25 protein-coding genes are annotated in these 24,799 nt (G+C 43.3%); all 25 read right to left on the reverse strand.

What is annotated here, in order from left to right:
- Positions 1-8 precede the first annotated feature (8 nt).
- Positions 9-887 (reverse strand): flagellar basal body rod protein FlgG, encoded by an 879-nt coding sequence (flgG, locus tag ACGTN9_RS07980; protein ID WP_499591816.1) that lies wholly within the window; start codon positions 885-887, stop codon positions 9-11.
- Between the two features lie 88 nt (positions 888-975).
- On the reverse strand, positions 976-1,347 hold the full coding sequence (locus ACGTN9_RS07985) for a TIGR02530 family flagellar biosynthesis protein (RefSeq protein ID WP_499591817.1): 372 nt from the start codon (positions 1,345-1,347) through the stop codon (positions 976-978).
- Between the two features lie 19 nt (positions 1,348-1,366).
- On the reverse strand, positions 1,367-1,810 hold the full coding sequence (flgD, locus tag ACGTN9_RS07990) for a flagellar hook assembly protein FlgD (RefSeq protein ID WP_499591937.1): 444 nt from the start codon (positions 1,808-1,810) through the stop codon (positions 1,367-1,369).
- Positions 1,811-1,819: 9 nt separating this feature from the next.
- Entirely contained in the window at positions 1,820-3,136 is a 1,317-nt protein-coding gene (locus ACGTN9_RS07995; RefSeq protein ID WP_499591818.1) for a flagellar hook-length control protein FliK, read from the reverse strand.
- 30 nt (positions 3,137-3,166) lie between these two features.
- The gene (locus ACGTN9_RS08000; protein ID WP_499591819.1) at positions 3,167-3,748 is read right to left on the reverse strand and encodes a MotE family protein; all 582 of its coding nucleotides are present in this window, start codon (positions 3,746-3,748) and stop codon (positions 3,167-3,169) included.
- Between the two features lie 4 nt (positions 3,749-3,752).
- The gene (fliJ, locus tag ACGTN9_RS08005; protein ID WP_499591820.1) at positions 3,753-4,202 is read right to left on the reverse strand and encodes a flagellar export protein FliJ; all 450 of its coding nucleotides are present in this window, start codon (positions 4,200-4,202) and stop codon (positions 3,753-3,755) included.
- Entirely contained in the window at positions 4,202-5,521 is a 1,320-nt protein-coding gene (gene fliI, locus ACGTN9_RS08010) for a flagellar protein export ATPase FliI (protein ID WP_499591821.1), read from the reverse strand. The genes fliJ and fliI overlap by 1 nt, the downstream gene beginning before the upstream one ends.
- A complete protein-coding gene (gene fliH, locus ACGTN9_RS08015) occupies positions 5,511-6,281 on the reverse strand; it encodes a flagellar assembly protein FliH (protein WP_499591822.1) in 771 nt (256 codons plus the stop codon). Before fliH ends, fliI begins: the two co-directional genes overlap by 11 nt.
- Complete coding sequence (gene fliG, locus ACGTN9_RS08020; RefSeq protein WP_499591823.1) at positions 6,274-7,284, reverse strand: flagellar motor switch protein FliG; 1,011 nt, start codon at positions 7,282-7,284, stop codon at positions 6,274-6,276. The genes fliH and fliG overlap by 8 nt, the downstream gene beginning before the upstream one ends.
- A 12-nt stretch (positions 7,285-7,296) precedes the next feature.
- Positions 7,297-8,898, reverse strand: coding sequence for a flagellar basal-body MS-ring/collar protein FliF (gene fliF / locus ACGTN9_RS08025; protein ID WP_499591824.1), 1,602 nt, complete (start codon positions 8,896-8,898; stop codon positions 7,297-7,299).
- A 64-nt stretch (positions 8,899-8,962) separates the two neighbouring features.
- Entirely contained in the window at positions 8,963-9,268 is a 306-nt protein-coding gene (gene fliE / locus ACGTN9_RS08030; RefSeq protein WP_499591825.1) for a flagellar hook-basal body complex protein FliE, read from the reverse strand.
- 15 nt (positions 9,269-9,283) lie between these two features.
- Positions 9,284-9,742, reverse strand: coding sequence for a flagellar basal body rod protein FlgC (gene flgC, locus ACGTN9_RS08035; RefSeq protein ID WP_499591826.1), 459 nt, complete (start codon positions 9,740-9,742; stop codon positions 9,284-9,286).
- Position 9,743: 1 nt separating this feature from the next.
- Positions 9,744-10,139, reverse strand: a complete 396-nt coding sequence (gene flgB / locus ACGTN9_RS08040; protein ID WP_499591827.1) for a flagellar basal body rod protein FlgB — start codon at positions 10,137-10,139, stop codon at positions 9,744-9,746.
- A 356-nt stretch (positions 10,140-10,495) separates the two neighbouring features.
- Entirely contained in the window at positions 10,496-11,275 is a 780-nt protein-coding gene (gene codY, locus ACGTN9_RS08045) for a GTP-sensing pleiotropic transcriptional regulator CodY (RefSeq protein ID WP_499591828.1), read from the reverse strand.
- A 27-nt stretch (positions 11,276-11,302) separates the two neighbouring features.
- Positions 11,303-12,697 (reverse strand): ATP-dependent protease ATPase subunit HslU, encoded by a 1,395-nt coding sequence (gene hslU, locus ACGTN9_RS08050; RefSeq protein ID WP_499591829.1) that lies wholly within the window; start codon positions 12,695-12,697, stop codon positions 11,303-11,305.
- Between the two features lie 14 nt (positions 12,698-12,711).
- Entirely contained in the window at positions 12,712-13,257 is a 546-nt protein-coding gene (gene hslV / locus ACGTN9_RS08055) for an ATP-dependent protease subunit HslV (RefSeq protein ID WP_499591830.1), read from the reverse strand.
- Between the two features lie 13 nt (positions 13,258-13,270).
- A complete protein-coding gene (gene xerC, locus ACGTN9_RS08060) occupies positions 13,271-14,179 on the reverse strand; it encodes a tyrosine recombinase XerC (RefSeq protein ID WP_499591831.1) in 909 nt (302 codons plus the stop codon).
- A gap of 64 nt (positions 14,180-14,243) precedes the next feature.
- A complete protein-coding gene (gene trmFO, locus ACGTN9_RS08065; protein WP_499591832.1) occupies positions 14,244-15,551 on the reverse strand; it encodes an FADH(2)-oxidizing methylenetetrahydrofolate--tRNA-(uracil(54)-C(5))-methyltransferase TrmFO in 1,308 nt (435 codons plus the stop codon).
- A 138-nt stretch (positions 15,552-15,689) separates the two neighbouring features.
- Positions 15,690-17,765 carry a type I DNA topoisomerase gene (topA, locus tag ACGTN9_RS08070; protein ID WP_499591833.1) on the reverse strand — a complete coding sequence of 692 codons (2,076 nt, stop codon included), beginning with the start codon at positions 17,763-17,765 and terminating at the stop codon, positions 15,690-15,692.
- A 166-nt stretch (positions 17,766-17,931) separates the two neighbouring features.
- On the reverse strand, positions 17,932-18,567 hold the full coding sequence (gene dprA / locus ACGTN9_RS08075; RefSeq protein ID WP_499591834.1) for a DNA-processing protein DprA: 636 nt from the start codon (positions 18,565-18,567) through the stop codon (positions 17,932-17,934).
- Positions 18,568-18,884: 317 nt separating this feature from the next.
- Positions 18,885-19,787 carry a succinate--CoA ligase subunit alpha gene (gene sucD / locus ACGTN9_RS08080; RefSeq protein WP_499591835.1) on the reverse strand — a complete coding sequence of 301 codons (903 nt, stop codon included), beginning with the start codon at positions 19,785-19,787 and terminating at the stop codon, positions 18,885-18,887.
- A 16-nt stretch (positions 19,788-19,803) separates the two neighbouring features.
- On the reverse strand, positions 19,804-20,964 hold the full coding sequence (sucC, locus tag ACGTN9_RS08085) for an ADP-forming succinate--CoA ligase subunit beta (RefSeq protein WP_499591836.1): 1,161 nt from the start codon (positions 20,962-20,964) through the stop codon (positions 19,804-19,806).
- Between the two features lie 801 nt (positions 20,965-21,765).
- Complete coding sequence (locus ACGTN9_RS08090) at positions 21,766-22,038, reverse strand: EscU/YscU/HrcU family type III secretion system export apparatus switch protein (protein WP_499591837.1); 273 nt, start codon at positions 22,036-22,038, stop codon at positions 21,766-21,768.
- Positions 22,035-23,915 carry a TP0910 N-terminal domain-containing protein gene (locus tag ACGTN9_RS08095; protein WP_499591838.1) on the reverse strand — a complete coding sequence of 627 codons (1,881 nt, stop codon included), beginning with the start codon at positions 23,913-23,915 and terminating at the stop codon, positions 22,035-22,037. Before ACGTN9_RS08095 ends, ACGTN9_RS08090 begins: the two co-directional genes overlap by 4 nt.
- Positions 23,916-23,931: 16 nt before the next feature.
- Positions 23,932-24,705, reverse strand: a complete 774-nt coding sequence (rnhB, locus tag ACGTN9_RS08100) for a ribonuclease HII (RefSeq protein ID WP_499591839.1) — start codon at positions 24,703-24,705, stop codon at positions 23,932-23,934.
- Positions 24,706-24,799: the final 94 nt, after the last annotated feature.

Consider the following 24,799-nt stretch of genomic DNA (forward strand, 5'->3'; position numbering starts at 1 on the left):
TCCCTTATTTATCGCTTCAGGTTGACAAGCTCCTGCAGGATTTCATCGGATGTCGTAATGATTCTTGTATTAGCCTGGAAACCACGCTGTGCTGTAATCATCTCTGTGAATTCTTCTGAAAGGTCTACGTTGGACATTTCAAGTGCGCCATCTACAGTCTGACCAACTCCACCCTGACCTGGTATTGCTAAATCATCCAGGGTTATTCCTGCCTCTTCATTTTGCAAGTTAAAACCTGCATTATCAGTAACTCTATACATATTACTACCAACTTTCTCCAATCCATCAGGGTTAGAAAAATTAGCCAGACGAATTTGAGCCGTATTTACTGCTTTTTGTTCATCGTTTACGTAAGTCACCGTACCGTTGCTTTGTATACTGAAGCTTTGAGCATCTGTCGGTATTTGAATACGTCCAGCACCTTCACTAACACCTGTTTCTTCGTTTAAATTTTCCGCAATTAGATATTGCCCGTTGCTATTGACTACATAACCATCATTATCAAGGTAGAAGTTTCCTGCACGGGTAAAGCTCATGGTTGATTGTAGAATGTTGGTCTCATTTATATCTTCAGCCACCATAAACATGCCATCACCTTCAATAGCTAAGTCCAGTGGACGATTGGTTGATTGACGATTCCCTTGGGTATGAATCGTATCGATAGTACCGATTTTTGAACCTAGCCCAACCTGAGAAGGGTTTTTCCCTCCTAAAAATTCAGTAGGACCCTGAGCTCCTGAAATTGTTTGGCTCATCATGTCTTGAAAAGTGGTACGGCCTTTTTTGTAGCCGAAAGTATTGACATTGGCAATATTGTTACCGATTGTATCCAGTTTGGTTTGGAAACCTTTCATTCCTGAGATTCCAGCGTACATTGAACGTAACATGAGGCTGACATTCCTTTCCTATTCGCATGTATTTGTGAACTGCTTCTATCAGTCAGCAGTTCTGCAGGCCTCCCTTTCTGGGTCCAGCCTATTTATCCATTAAAATCGTTCCATTGATATTCGAAAATATTTTCGTGGCCGCTTCCCCGCGGTCCATGGCTGTGATCACCGTGTTATTTTTTGTACTGACTACTAACGCGGCATCGGGAAGCAATATCAATGAATCTGTAATACCCTTTTGCTTTGCTTCACTCATTTTGTGGGCAATATTTCCCCATTGAGTTTGAGAAATCTTTATATTTCTTTCCTGCAGCCGCTCCCCGGCATGTTTACTTACCTTCAGCGTTTGGACATCAGCCAAGACATCCTTGAATGAAACTTCAGACATTGCTGCTTGTTGTTTCAATTGTGTCTTAGGTAAAGGCAGCGGTTGGTGCAGCTGGTGGATACGAGGTTCCATGACGTCTCCTTCCTTTACATCATTCTGTCGTCAGATCACTCACTCTTGAAATTGACTGGACATCGACCGTCTTACCATTCTTCAATTCAAGCAGGACTTCGCCGTTTTTTTGACTGACAGCCGTAACTACTGCATTCTCTTGTCGGCTGTCTTCGCCACTCTCTGTTTCATCTACCGGATAAGTCACTTCTTTTCCGATCAAAGAACTATATTGGACAACAGGTGCAAAAGACTGCGATTCCGTCATTTTCTCCATTGCTTTTGACATGTTCATCATCTGCTCTAAGCTGGAAAAACTCGCCATCTGGGAGATGAATTCTTTATCTTCCATTGGATTCATCGGATCCTGGGTTTGAAGCTGCGTCATCAAAATTTTCATAAAATCATCTTTATCTAATGTGGAATTTGTTGATCCTCTCGATGGCTGCTGGTTTAAATAAAGTGAAGCATCGACTTTGGTCATTCCATTCACCTACACTTTCTCGTTCAACAAAATTTCCTGGAAACTATCTTCGTTTTCATTATTCTCTTCTTCTCGTTCTTGCTGCTTAGCAGTATGTTGTTGACGGGATTGTTCATCACTGCCGTTGGTTTGTTGGTCTTTCGATTGGAATTGTTGCTGTGCAGTATTCATATCCGCCTTTTCAACCACCACTTGTTGTGGGGAGAACATGTGACGAAGCTGCTGCATATTACCCTCAAGCATTTCTTTAGCGGCTTGAGAAGTCACGATGATTTTTACAGCCATTTCTCCATTCAACTGTGTCATTTTAACTACAACATCTCCAAGCTGAGCGGGTCTGAGTTTCAGCTGCATTTCCATGGAACCATTTTTCAACAGTTGTATATTACTCGATTTCAAGACACGATCGAACTCCTGCATCAATTGTTTTTGCATCCCTTCAGGCGATTTTTTTTGCTCTATATGGATCATGAATTGTTCCACTTTGGTCAAAGCTCCTGCAGGTAGAGAGGTTTGCTGCTTCGTACCCTTGTCGTCTGCACTATACCTGTTCAAAGCGTGCTGCAGCCATTTTGTCATATCTTTAGTTGTCACCTGGGATTGACTTTGATACGCCTGATTTTGTATAGCTGTACGCGATTGGTACCATTTAATCAAGTCACGCAGTAGAGGCTCGTCCATGGTGTTTGCTGCCTTGATCCCCTGTGCTGCTGCTTTCTGGGGATTGCTGTTATTTCCATTTTGTTGAGCTGCCCATTGTTCTAATGATTGAAGCAGTTGTTTTGCCAGCTTTCCGAATTGGGTTTCACTTGTATCTGAGCCTCTCCATTGCTGTGCCTGTTGTATTAAATCTTTAATATGTATAGCTAATGTCAAGTTCTCATGTTCCATTACTTCCCCTTCCGCTGTGTCTGTTGCAGGAGTAGAAGCTAATGGTGCAGGAAAAAATATGTGGTTTCCCGCAGCTTGTTCTTTTGCCTCAGTGTTATCCCCTCCAATTAATAGTTTTAATGACTGTAAATCTTCGAGGGAAAATTCCGAGGAAAGCTGCTCTAAGTCCTCCATGGCTGTTTTTGGCACTATATTTTGAAGCTTATCTTGAAGGCCTGTCCTCTTAGTTCCTTGAGACTCCTCGATTGCCGACAACAATTGCTGGACCATTCCTGCTACCGTAGCTGTTCCTGATCCCTCTCCTTTTTCTAAATGAAGAGCTGCTAATACGTTTTCAAAGGTAGCTGCATCCCCGTTCTGAGATATGTTTTTTTGTACCTTCCCATTCTGTGCTGAGGAGGTAAAGAAAGCCAGTTTCATTGCACTTGTATTCACATAATCACCTCCTTTCAAGGTGTACTATCATTAATTTCCTCTTGATATCAATAAGCTTGTCAATGTGGCAGCCTGTTCTGGATCCAATTCTCCAAGGATATTTCCCCGCTCGCTATTTGGCAGGTTACGAAGAACGGTAACTGCAATCGGCTGGTCTAAGTTGCCGATGATTGCTGCAGCTTGCTCGGGATCCATATCTTTAAACGAAGAGGAAACCTGCTTGACTTGCGCTTCTTTATCTTCGTCTGTACTTTCTTCCATTGACAGCTTTGCTTCCAAATCTCCGACTTGTTGCTCTAACTCCTCGATGGTTGCGTTTTTCCCTGCAATTTCTTGTTCCAACTGGCCAATCCTGTCGTTCTTTTCATCTAAGCTATACTGCATTTTATTGAACCTTTGTTTTTCGCTCTTTTCTTCCTGGGAAGGAAACAAAGATTGAACAACCGGAACTTCCTTACCATACTTGGCTGCCATATCACCCAGGTTGATTCCTGCTATCATCAATACAATCCAAGTTAATGTGACAGCAAAGATGACAGGAATGATGATGACAAAAAAGAACCATTGGAGACGATTTGTGCTGTCTGATTCTTTCGGACGTGATTTTGCCATAACTTCACCTGTTTCTTTGGATTAAGAATTGACGTAAAGAAAGCTCATCCATTTGTCTTTTTTCTGCTTCCTTTTGTCGGATTTGCCACTTTTCCACTTTTTTATCGATCAATTTATCAAACTTCTTCACTTCGACATAGGCTTCTGTCAATTTGCGCTGGCACTGCTCCATTTCACTTCTTGCTGTTTGCACTTTTGGCTGTAGCTGCATTACTTTCTGATCTAATCGCGCTATAAATTCTTGCATTTGAGAAAAATAATGCGCAGACAATTTCCCGTTTGCTAATTTATTCTGCAGCAATTGTTCGGCGTCTTCTTTCTTTTTCAACGTTTCATATAAATGCTTTGCAGCTTCTTCAAACTTACTCATCGCTTGTTGATAAGCTTCCTGTGCAGACAATTTATCATTTTCATGGATATCCCGTATTTTATGGAAAGCATGTAAACTTGCCATCAGTTATCACTCCTGCGATTAAGCTCTTTCAGTTGGATCATCGCTTCTGCGAATGGTGCCGGTTCATGGGTGCCTTGCTTTAAAAAACTGATTATATTCGGATACGCGCGAATTGCTTCATCCACTTCATGGTTAGCCCCTTTTTTATAGGCGCCAATTTGAATTAATTCACTATTTTCTTCATAAGTAGCGAGCAGCGATCGCAAACGATCGGCAGCTTGTTTATGTTCTTCATCAACTACTTGATTCATCACCCTGCTGATCGATTTCAGTACATTAATGGCTGGGAACTGATTTTGTTCCGCCAGCTTTCGATCCAGAACGAAATGGCCATCCAATATCCCTCTTACCGTATCAGCGATTGGTTCATTCATATCATCGCCGTCCACCAGGACCGTATAAAAAGCGGTGATGGTTCCCTGTTTACTCGTACCTGTCCGTTCCAATAATTTAGGCAGGACTGCGAATACAGAAGGGGTATAGCCTTTAGTGGTCGGGGGCTCTCCCGAGGCGAGCCCGATTTCCCTTTGAGCCATCGCTACTCGTGTCACCGAGTCCATCATCAGATTGACCTGATAGCCTAAGTCGCGGAAATACTCGCTGATAGCGGTCGCTGTATAAGCACCTTTCATCCTCATTAGTGCGGGCTGATCGGAAGTAGCGGCTACAATGATCGATTTTTTCAATCCTTCCTCACCAAGATCATTTTCTATGAACTCCCTGACTTCTCTGCCTCGTTCACCGATTAGTGCAATGACATTGATTGTCGCCGAACTGTTACGGGCAATCATCCCCATTAACGTACTCTTTCCAACTCCGCTTCCGGCAAATATGCCGATTCGCTGACCTTTACCTACAGTGAGCAATGTATCGATAGCCCGGACTCCGACATGGAGGGGTTCTTTAATTGTCGGTCTTGACAAAGGGTTTGGCGGAGACTGTTCCGTTGGATAGGACCTTAGCCCTTTCGGAAGGAGCTGATCATCCATAGATTCCCCCATGGCATCCACGACTGATCCGATTAAACCTGTCCCGACTTTTATCCGGAGTGGAGAGCCGGTAGCTTCAACCAGACTTCCCGGACTAATTTCCCTCACCTCTTTGAAAGGCATCAATAATATGTTCTCATTATGGAATCCGACTACTTCCGCCTGGATGGTTTTGTTGGTATGGGAAGGTGTATGGATGATACATACATCCCCGATCGAAGCTTCCGGTCCTTTTGATTCAATCATCAGCCCGACTACCCGGTGGATCCTCCCAAATCGTTTATATGTATCTATTTGATCAATGGCTTCCAAATAGCTTTTATGATTCAACGAAACCGCCCTCCTGGGAAACTTCCAGCAATTGTTTTCGGAGCTCGGTCAATTGACTATCGATGGAAGCGTCAATACTTCCGAAAGATGATTCGACCTTGCAACTGAATGGCTCAAGCTCAGCTTGCGGATAGATTGTCAAAACCGATTTACTTGAGGTGAGCAGTTCCAATTCATCTTTTTGAGCTAAGACCAGGGAGTACTGGTCTGGATGGACAGAAACAACCACCTCCGGCTGATCGTGGACTTCCGCTATCACCCTTTTAACTAGTGGAAGAAAAACTTCCGGCGTTTCTGTTAATTTATGTTTCATTATTTTTTCAGCAATGCGTAAAGCGATCTCCAGGATGGTGGTCTCGCTTGAATCGATGATTTGCTGATAATCTTCTTTTGCCTTCTCAACCACCTGACGAGCTTGGTTTATATGATCATCCGCTTCTTGATAACCCTGTTGCCTGCCTTCTTTATATCCTGTTTCGAGCCCTTCTTTTCGTGCTGTTTCCACCAAATCGGACCTTTCTTGTTGCCATGCTTGTTTTTGCTGCTCGATAATCTTTTCAGCTTCTTTAAGCCGTTTTTCCGTCTCCAGCTCAGCTTCCTTCAGTTTTCTGTCTGCTTCTTGGAGTTTTCGGGCAACCTCCTCTTCTTTTATGAAAAAAGATGCTTCTGTGTCTTGTTCCAATTCTTGTTCAGCTACATGGATAGGTCTGAGCTGGATAAGCCTGGTCTTTTCTTTTTGATTACCACCAATATCAGACAATGATATCGTCACCTCCGCCACGTGCAATCACTATTTCACCGACTTCTTCTAATCGCCGGATAACCGCTACTGTACGTGTTTGTGCCTCTTCTACATCTTTTAGCCGGACAGGTCCCATGAATTCCATTTCTTCCTGGAAGGTTTCCGCCATACGCTGGGACATATTGTTGAATACGATCTCTTTTACTTCTTCACTAGCTACCTTCAGTGATAGGCGGAGATCATCATTTTCAACCTCTCTTATGACACGCTGTATCGCACGGTTATCCAGCGTGACGATATCTTCGAATACGAACATCCGCTTCTTGATTTCTTCTGCCAAATCAGGATCTTGAATTTCCAGGGCATCCAGAATCGTGCGTTCTGTACTTCTGTCAACTCCATTCAATACTTCCACAACTGCAGGGATACCACCGGTCTGTGTATAATCCTGTGTTCCTGAGGAGGATAAATGCCTTTCCAAAATCTGTTCCACCTGGCTGATGATTTCAGGTGAAGTTGAGTCCATTAATGCAATCCGTTTGGCGATGTCCGCTTGCATTTCCTGTGGCAGTTCAGAAAGAACCTGGGCCGATTGAGCGGAATCAAGATAAGACAATACCAATGCAATCGTTTGCGGATGTTCATTTTGGATAAAATTTAAGATTTGACCAGGGTCCGCTTTTCGTGCAAAGTCAAAAGGACGGACCTGCAATGAAGAGGTAAGGCGCCCGATGATATTGGCTGCTTCCTGTTCCCCCATAGCTTTTTCCAATACCGTTTTCGCGTAGCCCACCCCGCCCTGCGTTATATAATCCTGAGCAAGAGCAATTTGGTGAAATTGTTCGAGGATTTCTTCTTTTTGTTTGGAATCCACTTTTTGCACGGAAGAAATCTCCAAGGTGAGTTTTTCAATTTCTTCCTCTGTCAAGTGTTTGTATACTTGCGCGGACACGTCCGGACCAAGAGAAATCAGCAGAATGGCTGCTTTCTGTTTCCCTGTCAGTGCCTTTTTTTTCGGCATGTGTCACTCCCCCTAATCTTCAGCTATCCAGGACCGTAATAATTTCGCAAAATCTTCCGGTTTTTCTCTTGCCATACGCTCGAGTTGTTTTCGTTTGACAGTGCCTTCGGTATCTTTTTCTTCGTCCAGCTCCGGAACATCATATTCTACGGTATCCTGCATGAATTCTTGATAACTGTCTTCATCCTCATCTTGTCCCTGGTTTCTTCGTAACACTACCCAGAGCAGTGTGAGGACTACTGCCAATAAAACGCCCCCTGCAATATATGCCCAGAGCGGGATACCTGTTGGTACAGGCTGTTGTTCTGCTGCTCCATTAAACTCCTGGAACACGATCGAAACATTCTCACCTATAGCCTCTCCTTCATAAGGAGCTGCAACAGAGGTGGCAATGATCGAATCGAGGATAGAGCTGACACTCGCTTCCACGGTCGCTTGTTCCTGCTGTGATAAAAGCTGAACCTCACCGGTATCATCTAATCCTTTTGATGTATCGATCGCTACCTGAATGCCGATATCTCTTACCTTATATGGACTTTCCACAATTTCGCGTTGGATACGGTCAAATTCATTATTGATCGTTTCCTTGACCATTTCATATTCGCCATCACCATTTGCATCTTCCGCGTTATAGGCTGCCGGATCGTCCTCTCCTGCAGGAGCACCGCCAGCCATAGGAGGGTTCCCTGTATATGTCTCTGTCAGACGTTCGACACTTACCGGAAGTCCTTCCATACTGTCAGGATCTACAGGCTCGACCAATTCTTCTATTCGATTCTCTTGGGTAAAATCGATATCAGTCGTAACAGATGCCACTACCTTATCCATGCCGATCATGGTTCCCAGCATCTGCTGGACTCGCCTTTGAATGTCCCGTTCAATATCTTTCTTGATGTTCTGCTGCTGTGTATATGTATCTCCGCTGCCAGGAGAATCTGAACTTTTTTGATCGAAGTATTCAAAATACTGGTTCATGATGACGATATTATCTGTAGTAAGATTGGGTACTGATTTTGAAACTAAGTTATAAAGGCCTTCGAGCTGGTTACCTTTGAACTGATAACCTGGTGATGTATGTAATACGATGGAAGCTGTAGCCTCCTGCTGTTCATCCCCGATAAAAACCGGTTCAGGTGGTTGGTTAATCATTACCTGTGCATCTGTTATCCCTTCGATACCCTTCATCAAATTCGCTAATTCTGTTTGCATCGTGTCCAATTTAATCATGTCAAATTCATTATCTGTCATTCCCCATGACGTGTTTTCACTAAAAAAAGAATAATCAATGTTTCCACTTTTCGGAAGTCCGGATGCTGCCAAATCTACTAGAAGGCCATCCACTTGCGACTCCGGCACCAGGATCGTCTGCCCACCTTGTGTCAGTTCATAATTTACATTACGGGCATCCAATTCTGTTTTCATTTGACCGATCTCTTGTAACGATAGATTTTGATAAAGGGGGACCATATTGCTTTTTGAAGATAAGATGCTGACTACCAAAAGCACAATGACTAAAGCTAATACAGAGCCAATTAAGGTGCTTTTTTGGGCTTTTGTACGTTCTTTCCAAAAGCTTGCTATGTTTTCTTTAAAAATAATTAATTTTTTTCTCATAATTGCCCCCATAAAACACACACTTCAAAAGAATACTATAATGTCGAAATGGAATAGAATGCGATTAAACTTGCATTCTCATAATCTCACGATACGCATCGATGACCTTGTTTTGGACTTCTACAGAAGTTTGTAAGGTAACACTCGCTTTTTGTGCAGTAATCATCACATCATGCAAGTCATCGATCTCTCCCTTAGCAAGAGCCTCCGTTTTCTGATCAGAAAGCTTTTGGCTGTGATTTACATCAGCGATTGCCTGCTTTAAATCGGCGGCGAAATTTGCTTGTGCATCACCCGGGGTCATTTTGAGATTATTTTGAGATTTAGGTACCAGGCTGGACACTCCATTGATTGTATTTAAATTGACCATATTAAGTCACCTGCCTTATTTTCCTATTTCTAATGCTTTCATCAGCATTGATTTAGAGGCGTTGACTGAAGTGATGTTCGCTTCATAAGAGCGGGTAGCACTCATCAAATCAACCATTTCTCTTAGTGGATCAACATTAGGAAGTTGGACATACCCATCTTCATTTGCGTCCGGATGATTCGGGTTATATTCCAGTTTGAAGGGTTCGGAATTGTCTTCTCGTATTTCGCTCACTCTTACACCCTGGCCTGAAGTGGCAGAAGAAGCTTTCGCTTGTTTAAGAAAAGTGCCAAAGTCCTTTTCACGAGGCTCAAATACTACCTGCTTTCTGCGATAAGGCTGCCAGTTGCCGTCGTCATTCAATTCAGCTCTAGTAGTTTCTGCATTGGCAATATTGGATGAAATAGTATCCATCCGCAAACGCTGGGCCGTCAAAGCACTGGCGCTGATATTCATCGAATGAAAGATGCTCACGTTATCTGCCTCCCTTGATTACAGTTTCCAAGCTGCGGAATTTTCCGTTCATTCGGTCTACCATGGATTGATAATACAATTGGTTTTTGGCAAGTTCGTTCATTTCTTTATCAATATCGATGTTATTGCCATTGTGGTTATATGTAGTTCCTTTGTCGGTGACAACCTGGTAAGGAGTCAGAGCGCCATTCCCGATGGGAAGATGTCTGGGGTGGGTACGAAAGCCTTCGATACTGTTTGTGGTTTGTTCCGCTAAGATGTCTTTGAAGATTACTTTTTTAGCCTTGTATCCTGGAGTGTCGACATTTGCGATATTATTGGATATGGTATTATTTTTCTGTGTTGCATAGTTGAGCGAATGTTCCAGAGTCTGCATTGTCCCGCCGAATAACTTCATTTCATCTACCTCCTGATTAATGGGCATAGACCCATAACCTACCAACACATTGTAAGAAAATAGCGACTGGTTGTCTATGCGAAATCGTCAATATGTTACGAAATCTTACAAAAAATGACTATAGTCCTAGTTCTTTTTACTTTTTAATTTGACAATATTTTACATCGAGGTATTTTACTGGGAAATATGTAGCATTTTGGCGAATAATGAACATCTTACCTTTATTATTACATACTTTCCGGGGTAAGGGAATCTTCCGAAAAATTTATTATTATATGGTTATCAATGATACGAAACAAATATAATTTATATAAAAAGGCTGCCGGGAAATCCCGGCAGCCTTTTTAGTTTTTATATTAATTGGTACGTAATTTTTGCAGTTCCAGCAGGAAATTGTTATTCAACACTTTGATATAAGTCCCTTTCATACCGAGGGAGCGAGACTCGATAACACCCGCACTCTCCAGTTTACGAAGAGCGTTGACAATTACAGATCTCGTAATACCGACACGGTCGGCAATTTTACTTGCTACCAGCAGGCCTTCGTTGCCTTCCAGTTCCTCAAAAATGTGTTCAATAGCTTCCAATTCACTATAGGATAGTGAGCTGATCGCCATTTGTACGACTGCTTTGCTTCTTGCTTCCTGTTCGATTTCTTCTGTCTTTTCATGAAGAATCTCCATCCCTACAACAGTTGCCCCGTATTCTGCAAGCAATAGGTCATCTTCCTCAAAACTATCGCTGAGACGGCTTAGGATCAGTGTTCCAAGGCGCTCCCCACCACCAATGATAGGTACGATGGTAGTCAGGCCATTTTCAAATAGCTCTCTGTTCTCTACCGGGAATGCTGTATACTCACTGTCAATATCAATATTGGCAGTTGTTTCCTGGATGGTGAACAAGTTTTGCGTATACGCTTCCGGAAACTGACGTTCAGAAAGCATCGCTTTCATACGTTCATTCTCGATTTCCTGTTTGATCGCAAAACCTAAAAGCTTACCTCTACGACTTAAAATAAAAATGTTGGCCCCAATGACATCACGCAATGTTGCGGACATGTCATTGAAATTGACTGATTTCCCTGTTGTTTTCTGCAACATAGAGTTGATTTTTCTGGCACGTTCTAATAATTGCATTTGTTTTCCTCCTAACTGTACTCGCTTCTAAAGGATAAATCGGCTTAAATCTTTGTTTTTCACGATACTGCTTAATTTCTCGTCGACATATTGTGGGGTGATTTTTATCGTATCCATCGTTACATCGGGTGCTTCAAACGATAAATCCTCCAACAGTTTCTCGAGAATCGTATGCAGTCTCCGTGCACCGATATTATCTGTTTCCTGATTAACCTCAAAGGCGATTTCTGCAAGCTTAGTTACAGCTTCGTCAGAAAATTCAACCTTTATACCTTCTGTTTCTAATAATGCACTATATTGTTTCAATAATGCATTGGATGGCTCCGTCAAAATCCGTTTGAAGTCACTGATGGTGAGCTTCTCTAATTCCACCCGGATCGGAAAACGGCCTTGTAATTCCGGAATGAGGTCAGAAGGTCTCGCCATGTGAAAAGCACCGGCAGCAACAAACAAGATATGATCCGTTTTGACAGGACCATGCTTTGTCACTACTGTGGAACCTTCCACGATCGGCAGGATGTCTCGCTGCACCCCTTCCCGGGATACATTGGCCTGGTTATCACTTTTCGCGGCCACCTTATCGATTTCATCGATGAAGATCATACCCGATTGCTCGACCTTCTGAACAGCTTTCTGGGTAACTTCATCCATATCAATCAATTTTTGTGCTTCTTCCTGAGTAAGTACTTTTCTAGCTTCAGAAACAGGAAGCCGTCGCTTTTTCTTTTTCTTCGGCATGAACTGACCCATGGCATCCTGCATATTCATCCCCATTTGTTCCATTCCTGAACCTTGGAGCATATCAAACATCGAAGGCTGTTGTTCTTCGACTTCTACGTTAACCATCTGATCTTCCAGCTCTCCCATAGCAAGCTGCTGGGCAATCCGTTTCCGTTTGTTTTCTACTTCAACCTCTTCATCGCCCGTCTGTTCCTGGGTCTCCTGATTGGGTTGCTGATTGAAAATCATTTCGAAAGGATTTTTGAAATTCGTCTGTTTCTTTTTTGATGGAACAATGAGTTTAACCAGGCGTTTATTCGCTTGCTCTTCAGCCCGATCCTTCACAGCTTCCATCTGTTCTTCTTTAACCATTCGGACCGCTGTTTCCGTCAAATCCCGAACCATTGATTCAACATCACGTCCAACATAACCGACTTCGGTGAATTTGGTGGCTTCCACTTTGACAAACGGAGCTCCAACAAGCTTTGCCAGGCGGCGTGCAATCTCTGTTTTTCCGACGCCGGTAGGTCCGATCATGAGAATATTTTTGGGTACAATCTCATCCCTCAGATAATCATCAAGCTGCATCCGCCGGTAACGATTTCTCAATGCTACCGCAACCGACTTCTTCGCATCTTTTTGACCAACGATATATTGATCGAGTCTCTCGACAATTTGTCTTGGGGTCAACTCAAATGACATCCATACCAGCCTCCTTATTCGATGACCTCGAGTGTAATCTGGTCATTTGTGAAAACACAGATTTCTCCTGCGATTTCCAATGCGGCACGGGCAATTTCTTCAGCACTTTTATCAGAAGAATACCGTTTTAACGCACGACCAGCACTCAAGGCATAATTACCGCCTGAACCGATAGCCAGAATGCCATCATCCGGTTCAATTACTTCCCCTGTCCCGGAGACAAGAAACATTTCGTCCTTGTTCATGACGATCAACATGGCCTCCAGCTTCCTTAACACTTTGTCGCTTCGCCACTCTTTGGCTAATTCCACCGCCGCGCGAGCTAGATTGCCATCATACGCTTCCAGGTTGGATTCAAACTTTTCAAATAAAGTGAAGGCATCCGCAACGGATCCGGCAAATCCCGCCAGTACCTGGCCTTTGAACAGCCTTCTCACCTTCTTCGCTGTATGTTTCATAACCACCTGGTTGCCAAGTGTAACCTGGCCATCCCCGCTCATCGCGCACTGTCCTTTATGGTGGACAGCAAAAATTGTTGTTGCATGAAACTGTTGACTCATCCTATTCTCACCTCTATTTATTTGCTCTCGGGTGACTATCCCTATATATCTTACGTAAATGGTCCTTCGTCACATGAGTATAAATCTGTGTGGATGATAAATTTTCATGACCCAGCAGCTCTTGGACTGCCCGTAAATCCGCACCCTGATTCAACATATGGGTGGCGAAGCTGTGCCTTAATTTGTGTGGATGGATGTTTACGGTCATGGCTGCTTTTTCCACCATTTTATCCAGGATGAGACGTACACCTCGATCAGATAGCGTGCCCCCTTTCGCATTGAGAAAAAGGTGATCCGGCTTTTTGTTACTATTTCTTAGAAGCCTGGAGCGGCCATCCTCGATGTACATCTTCATCGCTTTAGAAGCGAATTGACCAAATGGGACATACCTTTCCTTCCGGCCCTTCCCTCTCACCAGGATGGTACCGATTGTGAAATCTATATCTTCCACTTTGGTGCCTACACATTCACTGACACGGATTCCTGTACCATACATCAACTCAAGCAAAGCCTGATTACGTTGTCCAAGCGGCGTAGACAAGTCGTTCACAGAAAATAACCGCTCCAGCTCTTCTTCATAAAAGAATTCTGGAATCGGCTTTCCTTCCTTCGGTAAGGATACATTGATGAATGGATTATGGTTCACTTTCCCTTCCCGTTCAAGAAAACGATAGAACGACCGCATGCAGGACAGCTTACGGGAAACGCTTCTCCTGGAAAGTTTCTGCTGGTACAACCGGGTCAGAAATATGCGGATCAAAGGGTAATCTACGTCTCTGATACTGGGGATCCCTTCTGTTTGCATAAAAAGAAAAAATGCATCTACATCTTTCTCATAGTGTTGGATGGTTAGTGAAGATGCATTTTTTTCAATTTGCAGGTATTCCAGAAAAAGAAGTTTTTCTGATTGTAAATCGTCCATATATCCACCTCTTCAAGGCGTTTAAATTTTAACACAATTCAATCAATTCGTGCAATCCTTTTAACTAAATTGTAACAAAATTCTGAATTGTTTCCAATGCCCGCTTAGCGTATGCATCATTTCTTTCTTTTTTATTCTTTATTTTATTCTCAAGAGGTTTGATCAAACCAAAGTTAGCATTCATCGGCTGGAAGTGTTTAGGATTGGTTGTCGTTATATAGTTTGCCATACTTCCCATCATCGTTTCATGGGGAAGCACAACCGGCTCTTTTCCTTGCAGCAGACGTGCTGCATTGATGCCTGCGATCAATCCGGCTGCAGCTGATTCTACGTAGCCTTCCACTCCGGTCATCTGCCCAGCGAAGAACAGATCGTCTCTATCTTTGTATTGATAGGTCGCTTTAAGTAAATTAGGAGAATTGATAAACGTATTGCGATGCATAACACCGTAACGTACGATTTCAGCGTTCTCCAGGCCAGGTATTAAACGGAAAACTTCTTTTTGCGGCCCCCATTTCAAATGTGTTTGAAAACCTACCATATTATATAAAGTTCCTGCAGAATCATCCTGGCGTAATTGAACGACCGCATATGGAGTTTTTCCTGTTTTCGGGTCTTCTAAACCTACAGGCTTTAACGGCCCGAATGTCATTGTCTTTTTACCGCGTTGGGCCATGACCTCGATTGGCATGCAGCCTTCAAAAAATATTTCCTTCTCGAACTCCTTCAATGGAACTGTCTCAGCTGATATCAATGCCTCGTAGAAACGATTGAACTCTTCTTCGGTCATAGGGCAGTTGAGATAAGCGGCTTCTCCCTTATCATACCGTGACTTTAAATAGACTTTGTCCATATCGATGGAATCCTTCTCTATGATCGGTGCCGCTGCATCATAAAAATATAAGTATTCTTCTCCTGTCATCTCCTTCAGATGAGTGGATAGTGATTCTGAAGTCAATGGTCCGGTGGCTACGATTACTGGTCCGTCTTCAGGAATCTTTCCGATTTCTTCATTATATACAGTTACGTTCTGGTGGTTTTTTACATGCTCTGTTACATATCCCGCAAATTCATGGCGATCGACCGCCAATGCTCCACCTGCTGGAACCTGTGATTGATCGGCAGCTTGTATGATGATGGAATCCAATGTACGCATTTCCTCTTTGATGACCCCTACTGCATTGGTAAGGGAGTTGGCGCGAAGCGAATTACTGCAAACGAGCTCCGCAAATTTATCTGTATGGTGGGCCGGTGTCTGTTTAGATGGCCTCATTTCATATAAATGTACTTGTATACCCCTTTTAGCCAACTGCCAGGCAGCTTCACTACCAGCCAGACCAGCTCCGATTACGGTTACATGTTGTGCACTCATCAGGCATGCTCCTTTCAAAACGTGTCAAGTATATATACTTACCATTCGGTAATTATATCGATACGGTCTGATAGTGTCAATAATTTTTTTACTCCTATCATACATAACAAAAAGAAAAAGCAAGCGCAAACTTTGCGCTTACTTTTGAGCCTCTTCTTTATAATCACATTCGGTACATTGAATTTGTACCCCTTTTTTCGATTTCTTCTCAACCAGGAGTGAGCTGCACTTTGGACAAGGTCTGCTGATCGGCTTATCCCATGATATGAAATCACATTCAGGATAACGGTCACAACCGTAGAATGTCCGACGCTTTTTACTTTTTCGCTCCACCACTTCCCCTTCTTTACATTTCGGGCAGGTGACGCCAACTTTCTTAAGGATCGGTTTTGTATTTCTGCATTCAGGAAAGTTTGAGCAAGCCAAAAACTTTCCATAACGGCCCATTTTGTAGACCATTTCATGTCCGCAATTTTCACAATCCACACCTGCGGGTTCATCTTTGATTTCGACTTTCTCCATTTCTTGTTCCGCTTTTTCTAAATGTGGTTCAAAACCTTTATAAAAATCATCGATGACACTAACCCATTCTACTTTTCCTTCTTCGACAGCATCGAGATCTTCTTCCATTTTTGCTGTGAAATCCACATTGATGATTTCAGGAAAGTATTGTTCGATTGATTCATGTACAATACTTCCAAGTTCAGTCGGCACAAACCGTTTATTATCGAGTGCGACATAGCCACGCCGTTGGATAGTATCCAATGTTGGTGCATAAGTGGATGGTCTTCCGATTCCGAGCTCTTCCAAAGTCTTGACCAGTCTTGCTTCTGTATAACGAGGAGGCGGCTGGGTAAAGTGCTGATTAGGTTCAATCGCATCAGCTTTTACGGTCATTCCCTCTTCCAGCTCAGGAAGCATTTTATCTTCTTCCTTTTTGTTGTCATCGTTTCCTTCGATATACACTTTCATGAAACCTTTGAATTTCACTTTAGAGCCGGTAGCACGGAACTCGACACCCTGATTAGTCATATGCACCGTCATCGTGTCCAGAACTGCCGGGGCCATTTGGCTGGCAGTGAACCGATCCCAGATCAATTTGTACAGGCGATATTGATCGCGGGATAAAATGCTTTTCATAGCCTTAGGGTCACGGTTGGCAGAAGTAGGGCGGATCGCTTCGTGAGCATCCTGGGCTCCTTCCTTCTGTTTCTTTTTCTTATTGCCTCCAAGATATTCTTTCCCATATTGACCTTCGATGTAATTACGGGCTTGTTCTTTTGCGGAGTCTGAAAGACGGGTAGAGTCGGTACGCATATAAGTGATCAGACCGACAGTTCCCTCTTTCTTTCCTAAATCGATCCCTTCATATAACTGCTGGGCGATCATCATCGTCTTTTTCGCCCGGAAGTTCAGCTTACGGGCTGCTTCCTGTTGCAGGGATGAGGTAGTAAATGGTACGGAAGGATTCCGCTTACGTTCCCGTTTATTGACTTTGTCGATGTGGAATTCCTTTCCCTTCATCTTATTCAAGATGTTATCGACATCATCTTTCGTTTTTAATTCTTGTTTTTTTCCATCGATTCCATAAAATGCACCAGGGAATTTTTCTTTTCCCTTCAGGAAAGTGCCATCAATAGACCAATATTCTTCCGGTTGGAATTTATTGATTTCATTTTCACGATCAATGATCAAACGGACGGCGACCGATTGTACACGCCCGGCACTAAGCCCTTTTTTCACTTTCTTCCATAGAATAGGACTGATATTATATCCTACCAGCCTATCCAGGATACGTCTTGCCTGTTGGGCATCAACACGGTCCATATCAATGGTTCTCGGGTTTTTGAATGAATTCTTGACTGCGTCTTTAGTGATCTCATTGAAAACTACCCGGCATTCCGATTTATCATCGATATCTAAGCTATGCGCTAAATGCCACGCGATTGCCTCCCCTTCTCTGTCGGGGTCGGCAGCGAGGTAAACGCGTTTTGCTTTTTTCGCTGCGGTTTTCAATTCTTTCAATACGGGACCTTTCCCGCGTATCGTAATATATTTAGGTTCATATTCTTTGTCGACATCTACACCCATTTGACTTTTGGGCAAGTCACGGACATGTCCAAGTGAAGCCTTTACTTTATACTTTTTTCCTAAGTATTTTTCGATTGTTTTGGCTTTTGCGGGTGATTCGACGATAACTAGATAATCTGCCATAACTGTTCCTCCCATAGAGGTGTGTGCACCTTATGCATATTTCATTGATAAACTTTCCCTATTATTAAATACTTTCTTTTCATTTGTCAAACGTGATTGGTCAGAATTTTTTCAAAAAAAGGAGATAATAAATATTATTTGCCAAACTTCGACAAAACAGATGGAGTTATTTCGGCCATGAATCCACAATATCCTGGGTATTTAGAACCATTTTGGCACCTTCCTGAATCATACGGTTACACCCTTCACTGTTTTCTTGCAAAAGAGAACCTGGAAATGCAAATAGTTCCCTGCCTTGCTCTAATGCCTGATCCACGGTGATCAAAGATCCGCTTCTCGCCTTCGCTTCCACAACAAGCGTAGCTTCCGACAACCCACTGACGATACGATTCCGTTCAGGAAAATGGTATCTTTGCGGCCTAATATCAGGTGCGTATTCGGATATGACCAGATGATTTTGTGCCATTTGTTGAAATAAGGATATGTTTTGTTTCGGGTAAATATGATGGAAACCCGATCCTATGACTCCAACTGTTGTACCATGATAGCGTAAAGCCAACAGGTGTGCAAACCTATCTATCCCGACTGCAAGTCCGCTGACTAACATCCACCCCGCTTTGATTAGTGGGGCAAGCACACGCTCCATCGCCGGAAATGCTGATTCTGATGGGTTTCTAGTTCCAACCACGCTCAAAGCAGGACAATGATTAAGCAGCGCCCGGTTTCCAGCCAGATAAAGGACTAGTGGAGGATCTGGGATATTTTTTAAAAGCGTCGGGTAATCATTGTCTAATATCGTCATTATAGAAAATTCTTTCATAAATTGTTCCATCTTATACCTATGATTTTCTGAATGGAGTTGGTGAAGGAAGGCAGATGCACGTTTCAAGGGGATACCGTAACTGGTAGAGAGGTTATGGGGGGACATGTTGAAAATAGTTGTTAAACCGGGATCTTGCTGAAGAAATTTACGAAGTAAAGGCCGGCTGGCGTAGGGGTTATTGTGAAGAAAAATCAACAATTTCCGTGTTTCATCCAATCAGAACCACTCCTTTTTTCCATTAGAAATAAGATCGTGCACGGAGCTGCCATGCACGATCTTGGTTAATTTCCTAGTTTTTAATGCGTTTTACACTTGTCATAAAGACCATTGTCTTTAAGCACTTCAATTAGAGTTTCTCCCATAACGGATGGTGTTTCTGCTACTTGGATACCGCACTCATTCATGACACGAATCTTTTCGTCAGCTGTACCTTTACCACCAGAAATAATAGCACCAGCATGGCCCATACGTTTTCCTGGAGGTGCAGTACGACCACCTATGAAGCCGACTACAGGTTTGGTCATGTTGCTTTTAACCCATTCTGCCGCTTCTTCTTCTGCAGTACCACCGATCTCCCCGATCATGATAACTGCTTCTGTGTCATCATCTTCATTGAACGCCTGCAGAACATCGATAAAGTCTGTACCATTGACTGGGTCACCGCCGATACCTACAGCTGTAGACTGGCCAACTCCAGCTTCAGAAAGCTGATGTACTGCCTCATAAGTTAAGGTACCAGAACGGGAAACGACCCCGACATGGCCTTTTTTATGAATATAACCAGGCATAATACCAATTTTACATTCTTCTGGAGTAATGACACCAGGACAGTTAGGCCCTACTAAGCGTGTCTTCTTCCCTTCCATATAACGTTTCACTTTCACCATGTCAAGCACAGGAATATGCTCTGTGATACAGATGGCTAAATCCATTTCAGCATCTGTCGCTTCCATGATGGCATCCGCTGCGAAAGGTGCAGGGACGTAAATGACAGAAGCATTGGCACCAGTCTTTTCGACTGCTTCAGAAACGGTATCGAATACAGGGACACCTTCAACCTCTGTGCCGCCTTTGCCTGGTGTGACACCACCCACGATTTTCGTACCGTACTCCAGCATTTGTTTCGTATGGAAAAGGGCTGTTGAACCTGTAATTCCTTGCACGATTACTTTTGTGTCTTTATTAACATATACACTCATCTGATTCCCCGCCTTTCTACTTCACTAGTTCTACTATTTTTTGTGCACCGTCTGCCATTGAATCCGCGGATGTGATGTTCAAACCGGATTCATCCAAGATTTTCTTACCTTGCTCGACATTCGTACCTTCCAAACGAACGACCAATGGAAGTGTCAATCCGATCTGTTTGGTAGCTTCTACAACACCCTCAGCAATGACATCACACTTCATGATACCGCCGAAGATATTAACAAAAATTCCTTTGACATGATCGTCAGACAAGATGATTTTAAATGCCTCTGTAACCTTTTCTGTAGTGGCTCCGCCCCCTACATCAAGGAAGTTGGCAGGATCGCCGCCATAGTGTTTGATGGTGTCCATCGTTGCCATTGCTAAACCGGCACCATTAACCATACAACCGATATTACCATCAAGTGCAATATAGCTGAGGTCATACTTAGAAGCTTCAACTTCTTTCGGATCTTCTTCATCGAGATCACGAAGCTCCTGGACGTCTTTTTGGCGGTAAAGTGCATTGTCGTCAAAGTTCAACTTAGCATCTAACGCCATGACATCCCCATCACCTGTAGTGACTAGTGGATTGATTTCAGCGATGGAGCAATCTTTTTCTACAAATACTTTGTAAAGGCCCATCATGAATTTAACTGCTTTTGAAATTTGCTCTTTCGGAATGTTGATATTAAACGCCAGACGACGAGCCTGGAAAGGAGTCAATCCGACTACTGGATCGATGACTTCTTTAAAGATTTTTTCAGGAGTTGCAGCTGCAACTTCTTCAATTTCCGTACCGCCTTCTTCTGAAGCCATCATGGTAACACGGCTTGTAGCACGGTCTAATACAAGGCCGACATAATATTCACTCTTAATGTCGCAGCCTTCTTCAATCAGTAAGCGCTTTACTTCCTTACCCTCTGGTCCAGTTTGATGAGTTACGAGCGTCTTGCCAAGAATTTCATTGGCATATGTACGCACTTCATCAGCATTTTTAGCGATTTTGACACCGCCGGCTTTACCGCGGCCTCCCGCATGGATTTGTGCTTTCACAACTGTGACACCAGAACCTAATTTTTCAGCTGCTTCAACAGCTTCATCTACGGTATATGCCACATGACCATTTGGTACTGAAACGCCAAATTCGCGTAGAATGTCTTTCCCTTGATACTCGTGAATGTTCATGTTCCATCCTCCCATCATTTTAACTGCATTACCATTGTATAAAAAAACGTCGGGAATTGTCCACAGTAAGCGTCAGGAACTTGTCGAAAAAGTGACATACACGGCGTTGCAGGGACTATAATATGATTATGTAAACTACATTTCTCCTTTTATATTATCCTGTATTGCCATGAAGACTCATTTCGAAATAGTGGGGTCCGTTACCATAAGAGTAATGGGATGGTCCGGGAAAAGACTCGCTTTCCAGCTTCATCGCCTAGACACTCGCGACATAAGCAGTCCATCAACGGGAAGAAAGATCACTTCCCTTTTGCTGTTCTGCTTATGCGTGTCGTGTCTCCCAAGGCGATTACGCATTCTTTTCTTTCCTGCGGGGGACCTGGCAAGCTTCCTCGGGCTAAAGCCCTGCGGGATCTCGCCTAGCCCCTTCTCCCGCGGGAGTCTCGCCGTTTCCCTTCCCATCCAGCCAGTTTTGTACTAAACGAACCCTTCAAAAGAAAAAAGAGTGTTTAACTAAAATCTTCATGTTCATGATTATAAAGAGGTATATGGGACTAAGGCTTCTTTCTACCATCATGGCGTTTTACAAGTGGGATTTCGAGAACTTCCTATGGCAAAGGACGTAGGGGAACTGCGAGACTCCTGTGGGAAATGCGTGTTAGATGAGACCCCACAGAGCGTCAGCTCGAGGAGGCTCATCACTCGCCCACGGAAAGCGAGTTGTTTCCCAACGTCCTTCTCCTCTTACAATATCTCGAAATCAAGTCTTCGACTTTTCGGCCCTATTGTTGCACAAGCTTTTTATGAAGGAGTTGCATCCTGATCGGCCCGGTAGATAAACGCAAAAACTTCCGCGACGACCTGGTATAATTCCTCTGGTATTTGTTCATTAATATTCAATTGGGACAACAATTCGACCAACGAGGCATCCTCTTGTACGGGAACTTCATTTCTGCGGGCATTCTCGATGATATTTTCCGCTACATAGCCCTTTCCTTTAGCCTTCAATTTGGGAGCATAATCCGTTTCCGCTTCATAACCAAGTGCAATTGCCTGCTTTTGTTTTTCATTCATATCCTGTAGTCCACTCCTCTCTCTGAAAAATGGCTGGGATAGACAGATTGCTTATTCGTCTCCATGATTTTCTTTACCTGGAGCGAAGTAAGCTGATACCCGATCTTGTCCAATCCTGCTTCTAATTCTGTTTGAATATTTGCTGTGGTTCGGAGGGTGGCCTGGTCATGATTATAAATGATCAACATAACTTTGCTATCATAGATAGACATATCAATGACCGTTTCCTTTAAAGTTTCTAAATCCAAATAAAACAGGACATGACAAAACTCAGGGTCAATAACCCCTTCTTCATTTTTCCTGCCTTCTATATTGATTTGAATATCATTACGCGATTTCAAATACGCACCTGGAAAAAGAAGGCTCATCTGTGCCATCTGCGTATTTTCCTGGTGAGCAGTCAGCTGAACACCATTCAGGAAGTGGACCAACTGCTGCATCCGCTCTGATTGCGTCTTGCCCGCCGATTGTTCCTGTATTGCCTGTAGTAAGATGGATTTCAGACTTTGGCTTCCCTGGATGTTCTCATTGTTCAGTAATTGTTTCAAAAAGCTCGCTTCATCATCGAGCCCTGCAAATTGAAGCGTGGTTTTCATTTGCAGCAATAGCCTCTGCGATAACTCTGGTGAAGTTGGAATGGTGTGCAAAAAGGTGGTCAGGATATTTTTCCCTGCTGAGTTTAATTGATTTCCTGCTGCTGCATCTACCAATTCTCTAACTTGATGGAGGCGACTCAGCTGTTCATTCGTTGGAATCTTACCTGTGCTTGCTGATTCTCGTAAATGGTGAAGAGCTGCCTGCATATCCGGTGAATGCTTAAAAAGTTGAGGAAATATCTGCTTTTCTAAGTAATTTTGATGCTGGATCAAGCGGGAAGATACCCCCTTATCCGGATTGTCCAGAAGCGCATCCAGTGCTTTCATCCATTGATTCAATGTTGCCTGTGATGTTTTATTCCATGGTAACTGCTGCTGGTACAGCTGCATTATTCCACGTGAGAAGGCCTCAGAGGTCAAGTCAAAAGGGAAACCGGATAGATGCTGTGTTGTCAACTTCGCTTGAATGGAAGCAGCTGATTCTCCAGTCTGTAGCTTTATCCCCTGATTGACTGCCCATTGCAGCCACAACCGTTGAAAACGGTCAAAGCTGGTACCCTCAGCAATTAATCCTGCCTGCTTCATGACCTGAAAGCTTTGGGTGTTACCGTTCATTACATGATGCAAAAGGGTTGCTGTCAGTATACTCTTATCTGCTGAACCACTCCCCCGTATACTTGTTATTCGGTTCAGGAGGTTATTTTCCGTATTACTTAATGATTGTTTATGAAGGAGCGAATCTTCCAATTTGTCCAGGAGTCCTGTCAACTGCGACTGCTGCCTGGCTATTAAAGCATTGACAATCGCCGGCCGAACTGGCAGCTGCTTTTCGAATAAATGGATGAGGGCTGGCAGTGCGTGATGGGCATTGGGGGAGCTCTTCAAAATGGCTGCCGCTTGCTTCAATGAGGATTGGCGAAAAGGAATATTTCTTGTTATCAGTTGGTCCAAGAGCCTGATATTTTCAGATGTTGCTTTTATACCAATACGCTTGAGCAGCTCACTCATCTCTTCTATCTGCGCACCAGCTTGTTTCGAAACCATTTTCAAATGAATTACTTCGTCTGTCGATTGAACCTGGAACAAATAGTTTTTCCCTAAGGTCAGTGATGCTTCCAGCTTTGCGGTCACTTGCTTGTCCCCCAACGAAACGACCGCCATATTATTTGGCAGCAGTTTCTTCACACTCCCCGATAACATTTGGCCAGCACGTAAGACTGGTCCATTTGGTGCCGCTACTCGCTGTAAAGCTTGAAAAAGATTTGAAGCGCTGGCTTGCATCCCATTGCCTCCTCCCTTACCTTTTGATTGCAGCTGCAACAGGTGAAAAGCTGCGTCGATGATATGGAGATGGCCCGAATTGTTCAAGTGCTTCCATATGGGTGCTGGTTCCATATCCTTGATTCGCTTTGAAATCATACATCGGAAATTCTTCATGAATTGCGCGCATCATCCGGTCCCTGGTTACTTTAGCAATAATACTTGCTGCTGCAATTGAAACACTTCGCTGGTCGCCCTTAATCAAAGATTCTGATGGACAAGGCAGTCCCTCAAGTTTTACAGCATCAATCAGCACATGATCCGGCGTCATGCCGAGATTTTCAACTGCTCTTGTCATCGCCATTTTTGTAGCTTGGTTTATGTTATAACGATCAATTTCTTCATTCGTTACGATGCCGCTCCCATAAGCGAATGCGTCAGTTACAATCTGTTCAAAAAACTTTTCCCTCTTCTCCGGGGAAAGCTGCTTGGAATCATTCAGACCCTCTAAATAATAATCCTTATGTAAAACAACACAGCCTGCTACCACCGGGCCCGCCAATGGCCCTCGGCCAGCCTCATCAATGCCTGCTACAAAATGATGGCCATGCTGGTATTGTTTTTTTTCAAACTCCATCATTTCCTGATACTTGAGAAGCATGGCATGTTCTTTTTGCAGCTGTTGTTCATGTTGCATAAGTAACTTTTGAATTCCTTTACGGGTATCCTTTCTTAATTCCTCTATATCTTTCTCAGCCAGCTGTTTACGAGTCAGCATGTCTTTCACTTCAGCTATCGTCCATTTTCCCAACGTTTAACTCCCCTATCGTCACTATTATTATCGGACATTTATTACATTTATGTAGTTACAAAGAAAAAAGCGCACTTTTGAAATTCAAAAATGC

The organism is Halobacillus sp. B23F22_5 (genome assembly GCF_043497085.1).
Classification (GTDB): domain Bacteria; phylum Bacillota; class Bacilli; order Bacillales; family Halobacillaceae; genus Thalassobacillus.

What these genes read in the sequence shown, in the direction of transcription:
- ACGTN9_RS08095 (WP_499591838.1), bottom strand. Translation starts at nt 23,915, where the DNA reads ATGCAAGCCAGCGCTTCAAATCTTTTTCAAGCTTTACAGCGAGTAGCG.
- ACGTN9_RS08000 (WP_499591819.1), bottom strand. Translation starts at nt 3,748, where the DNA reads ATGGCAAAATCACGTCCGAAAGAATCAGACAGCACAAATCGTCTCCAA.
- flgD (WP_499591937.1), bottom strand. Translation starts at nt 1,810, where the DNA reads ATGACCAAAGTCGATGCTTCACTTTATTTAAACCAGCAGCCATCGAGA.
- dprA (WP_499591834.1), bottom strand. Translation starts at nt 18,567, where the DNA reads ATGACGATATTAGACAATGATTACCCGACGCTTTTAAAAAATATCCCA.
- fliG (WP_499591823.1), bottom strand. Translation starts at nt 7,284, where the DNA reads ATGCCGAAAAAAAAGGCACTGACAGGGAAACAGAAAGCAGCCATTCTG.
- codY (WP_499591828.1), bottom strand. Translation starts at nt 11,275, where the DNA reads ATGCAATTATTAGAACGTGCCAGAAAAATCAACTCTATGTTGCAGAAA.
- fliE (WP_499591825.1), bottom strand. Translation starts at nt 9,268, where the DNA reads ATGGTCAATTTAAATACAATCAATGGAGTGTCCAGCCTGGTACCTAAA.
- flgG (WP_499591816.1), bottom strand. Translation starts at nt 887, where the DNA reads ATGTTACGTTCAATGTACGCTGGAATCTCAGGAATGAAAGGTTTCCAA.
- sucD (WP_499591835.1), bottom strand. Translation starts at nt 19,787, where the DNA reads ATGAGTGTATATGTTAATAAAGACACAAAAGTAATCGTGCAAGGAATT.
- ACGTN9_RS08090 (WP_499591837.1), bottom strand. Translation starts at nt 22,038, where the DNA reads ATGAATGAAAAACAAAAGCAGGCAATTGCACTTGGTTATGAAGCGGAA.
- sucC (WP_499591836.1), bottom strand. Translation starts at nt 20,964, where the DNA reads ATGAACATTCACGAGTATCAAGGGAAAGACATTCTACGCGAATTTGGC.
- hslU (WP_499591829.1), bottom strand. Translation starts at nt 12,697, where the DNA reads ATGTCATTTGAGTTGACCCCAAGACAAATTGTCGAGAGACTCGATCAA.
- ACGTN9_RS07985 (WP_499591817.1), bottom strand. Translation starts at nt 1,347, where the DNA reads ATGGAACCTCGTATCCACCAGCTGCACCAACCGCTGCCTTTACCTAAG.
- flgB (WP_499591827.1), bottom strand. Translation starts at nt 10,139, where the DNA reads ATGAAGTTATTCGGCGGGACAATGCAGACTCTGGAACATTCGCTCAAC.
- fliJ (WP_499591820.1), bottom strand. Translation starts at nt 4,202, where the DNA reads ATGGCAAGTTTACATGCTTTCCATAAAATACGGGATATCCATGAAAAT.
- topA (WP_499591833.1), bottom strand. Translation starts at nt 17,765, where the DNA reads ATGGCAGATTATCTAGTTATCGTCGAATCACCCGCAAAAGCCAAAACA.
- xerC (WP_499591831.1), bottom strand. Translation starts at nt 14,179, where the DNA reads ATGGACGATTTACAATCAGAAAAACTTCTTTTTCTGGAATACCTGCAA.
- trmFO (WP_499591832.1), bottom strand. Translation starts at nt 15,551, where the DNA reads ATGAGTGCACAACATGTAACCGTAATCGGAGCTGGTCTGGCTGGTAGT.
- hslV (WP_499591830.1), bottom strand. Translation starts at nt 13,257, where the DNA reads ATGAGTCAACAGTTTCATGCAACAACAATTTTTGCTGTCCACCATAAA.
- fliF (WP_499591824.1), bottom strand. Translation starts at nt 8,898, where the DNA reads ATGAGAAAAAAATTAATTATTTTTAAAGAAAACATAGCAAGCTTTTGG.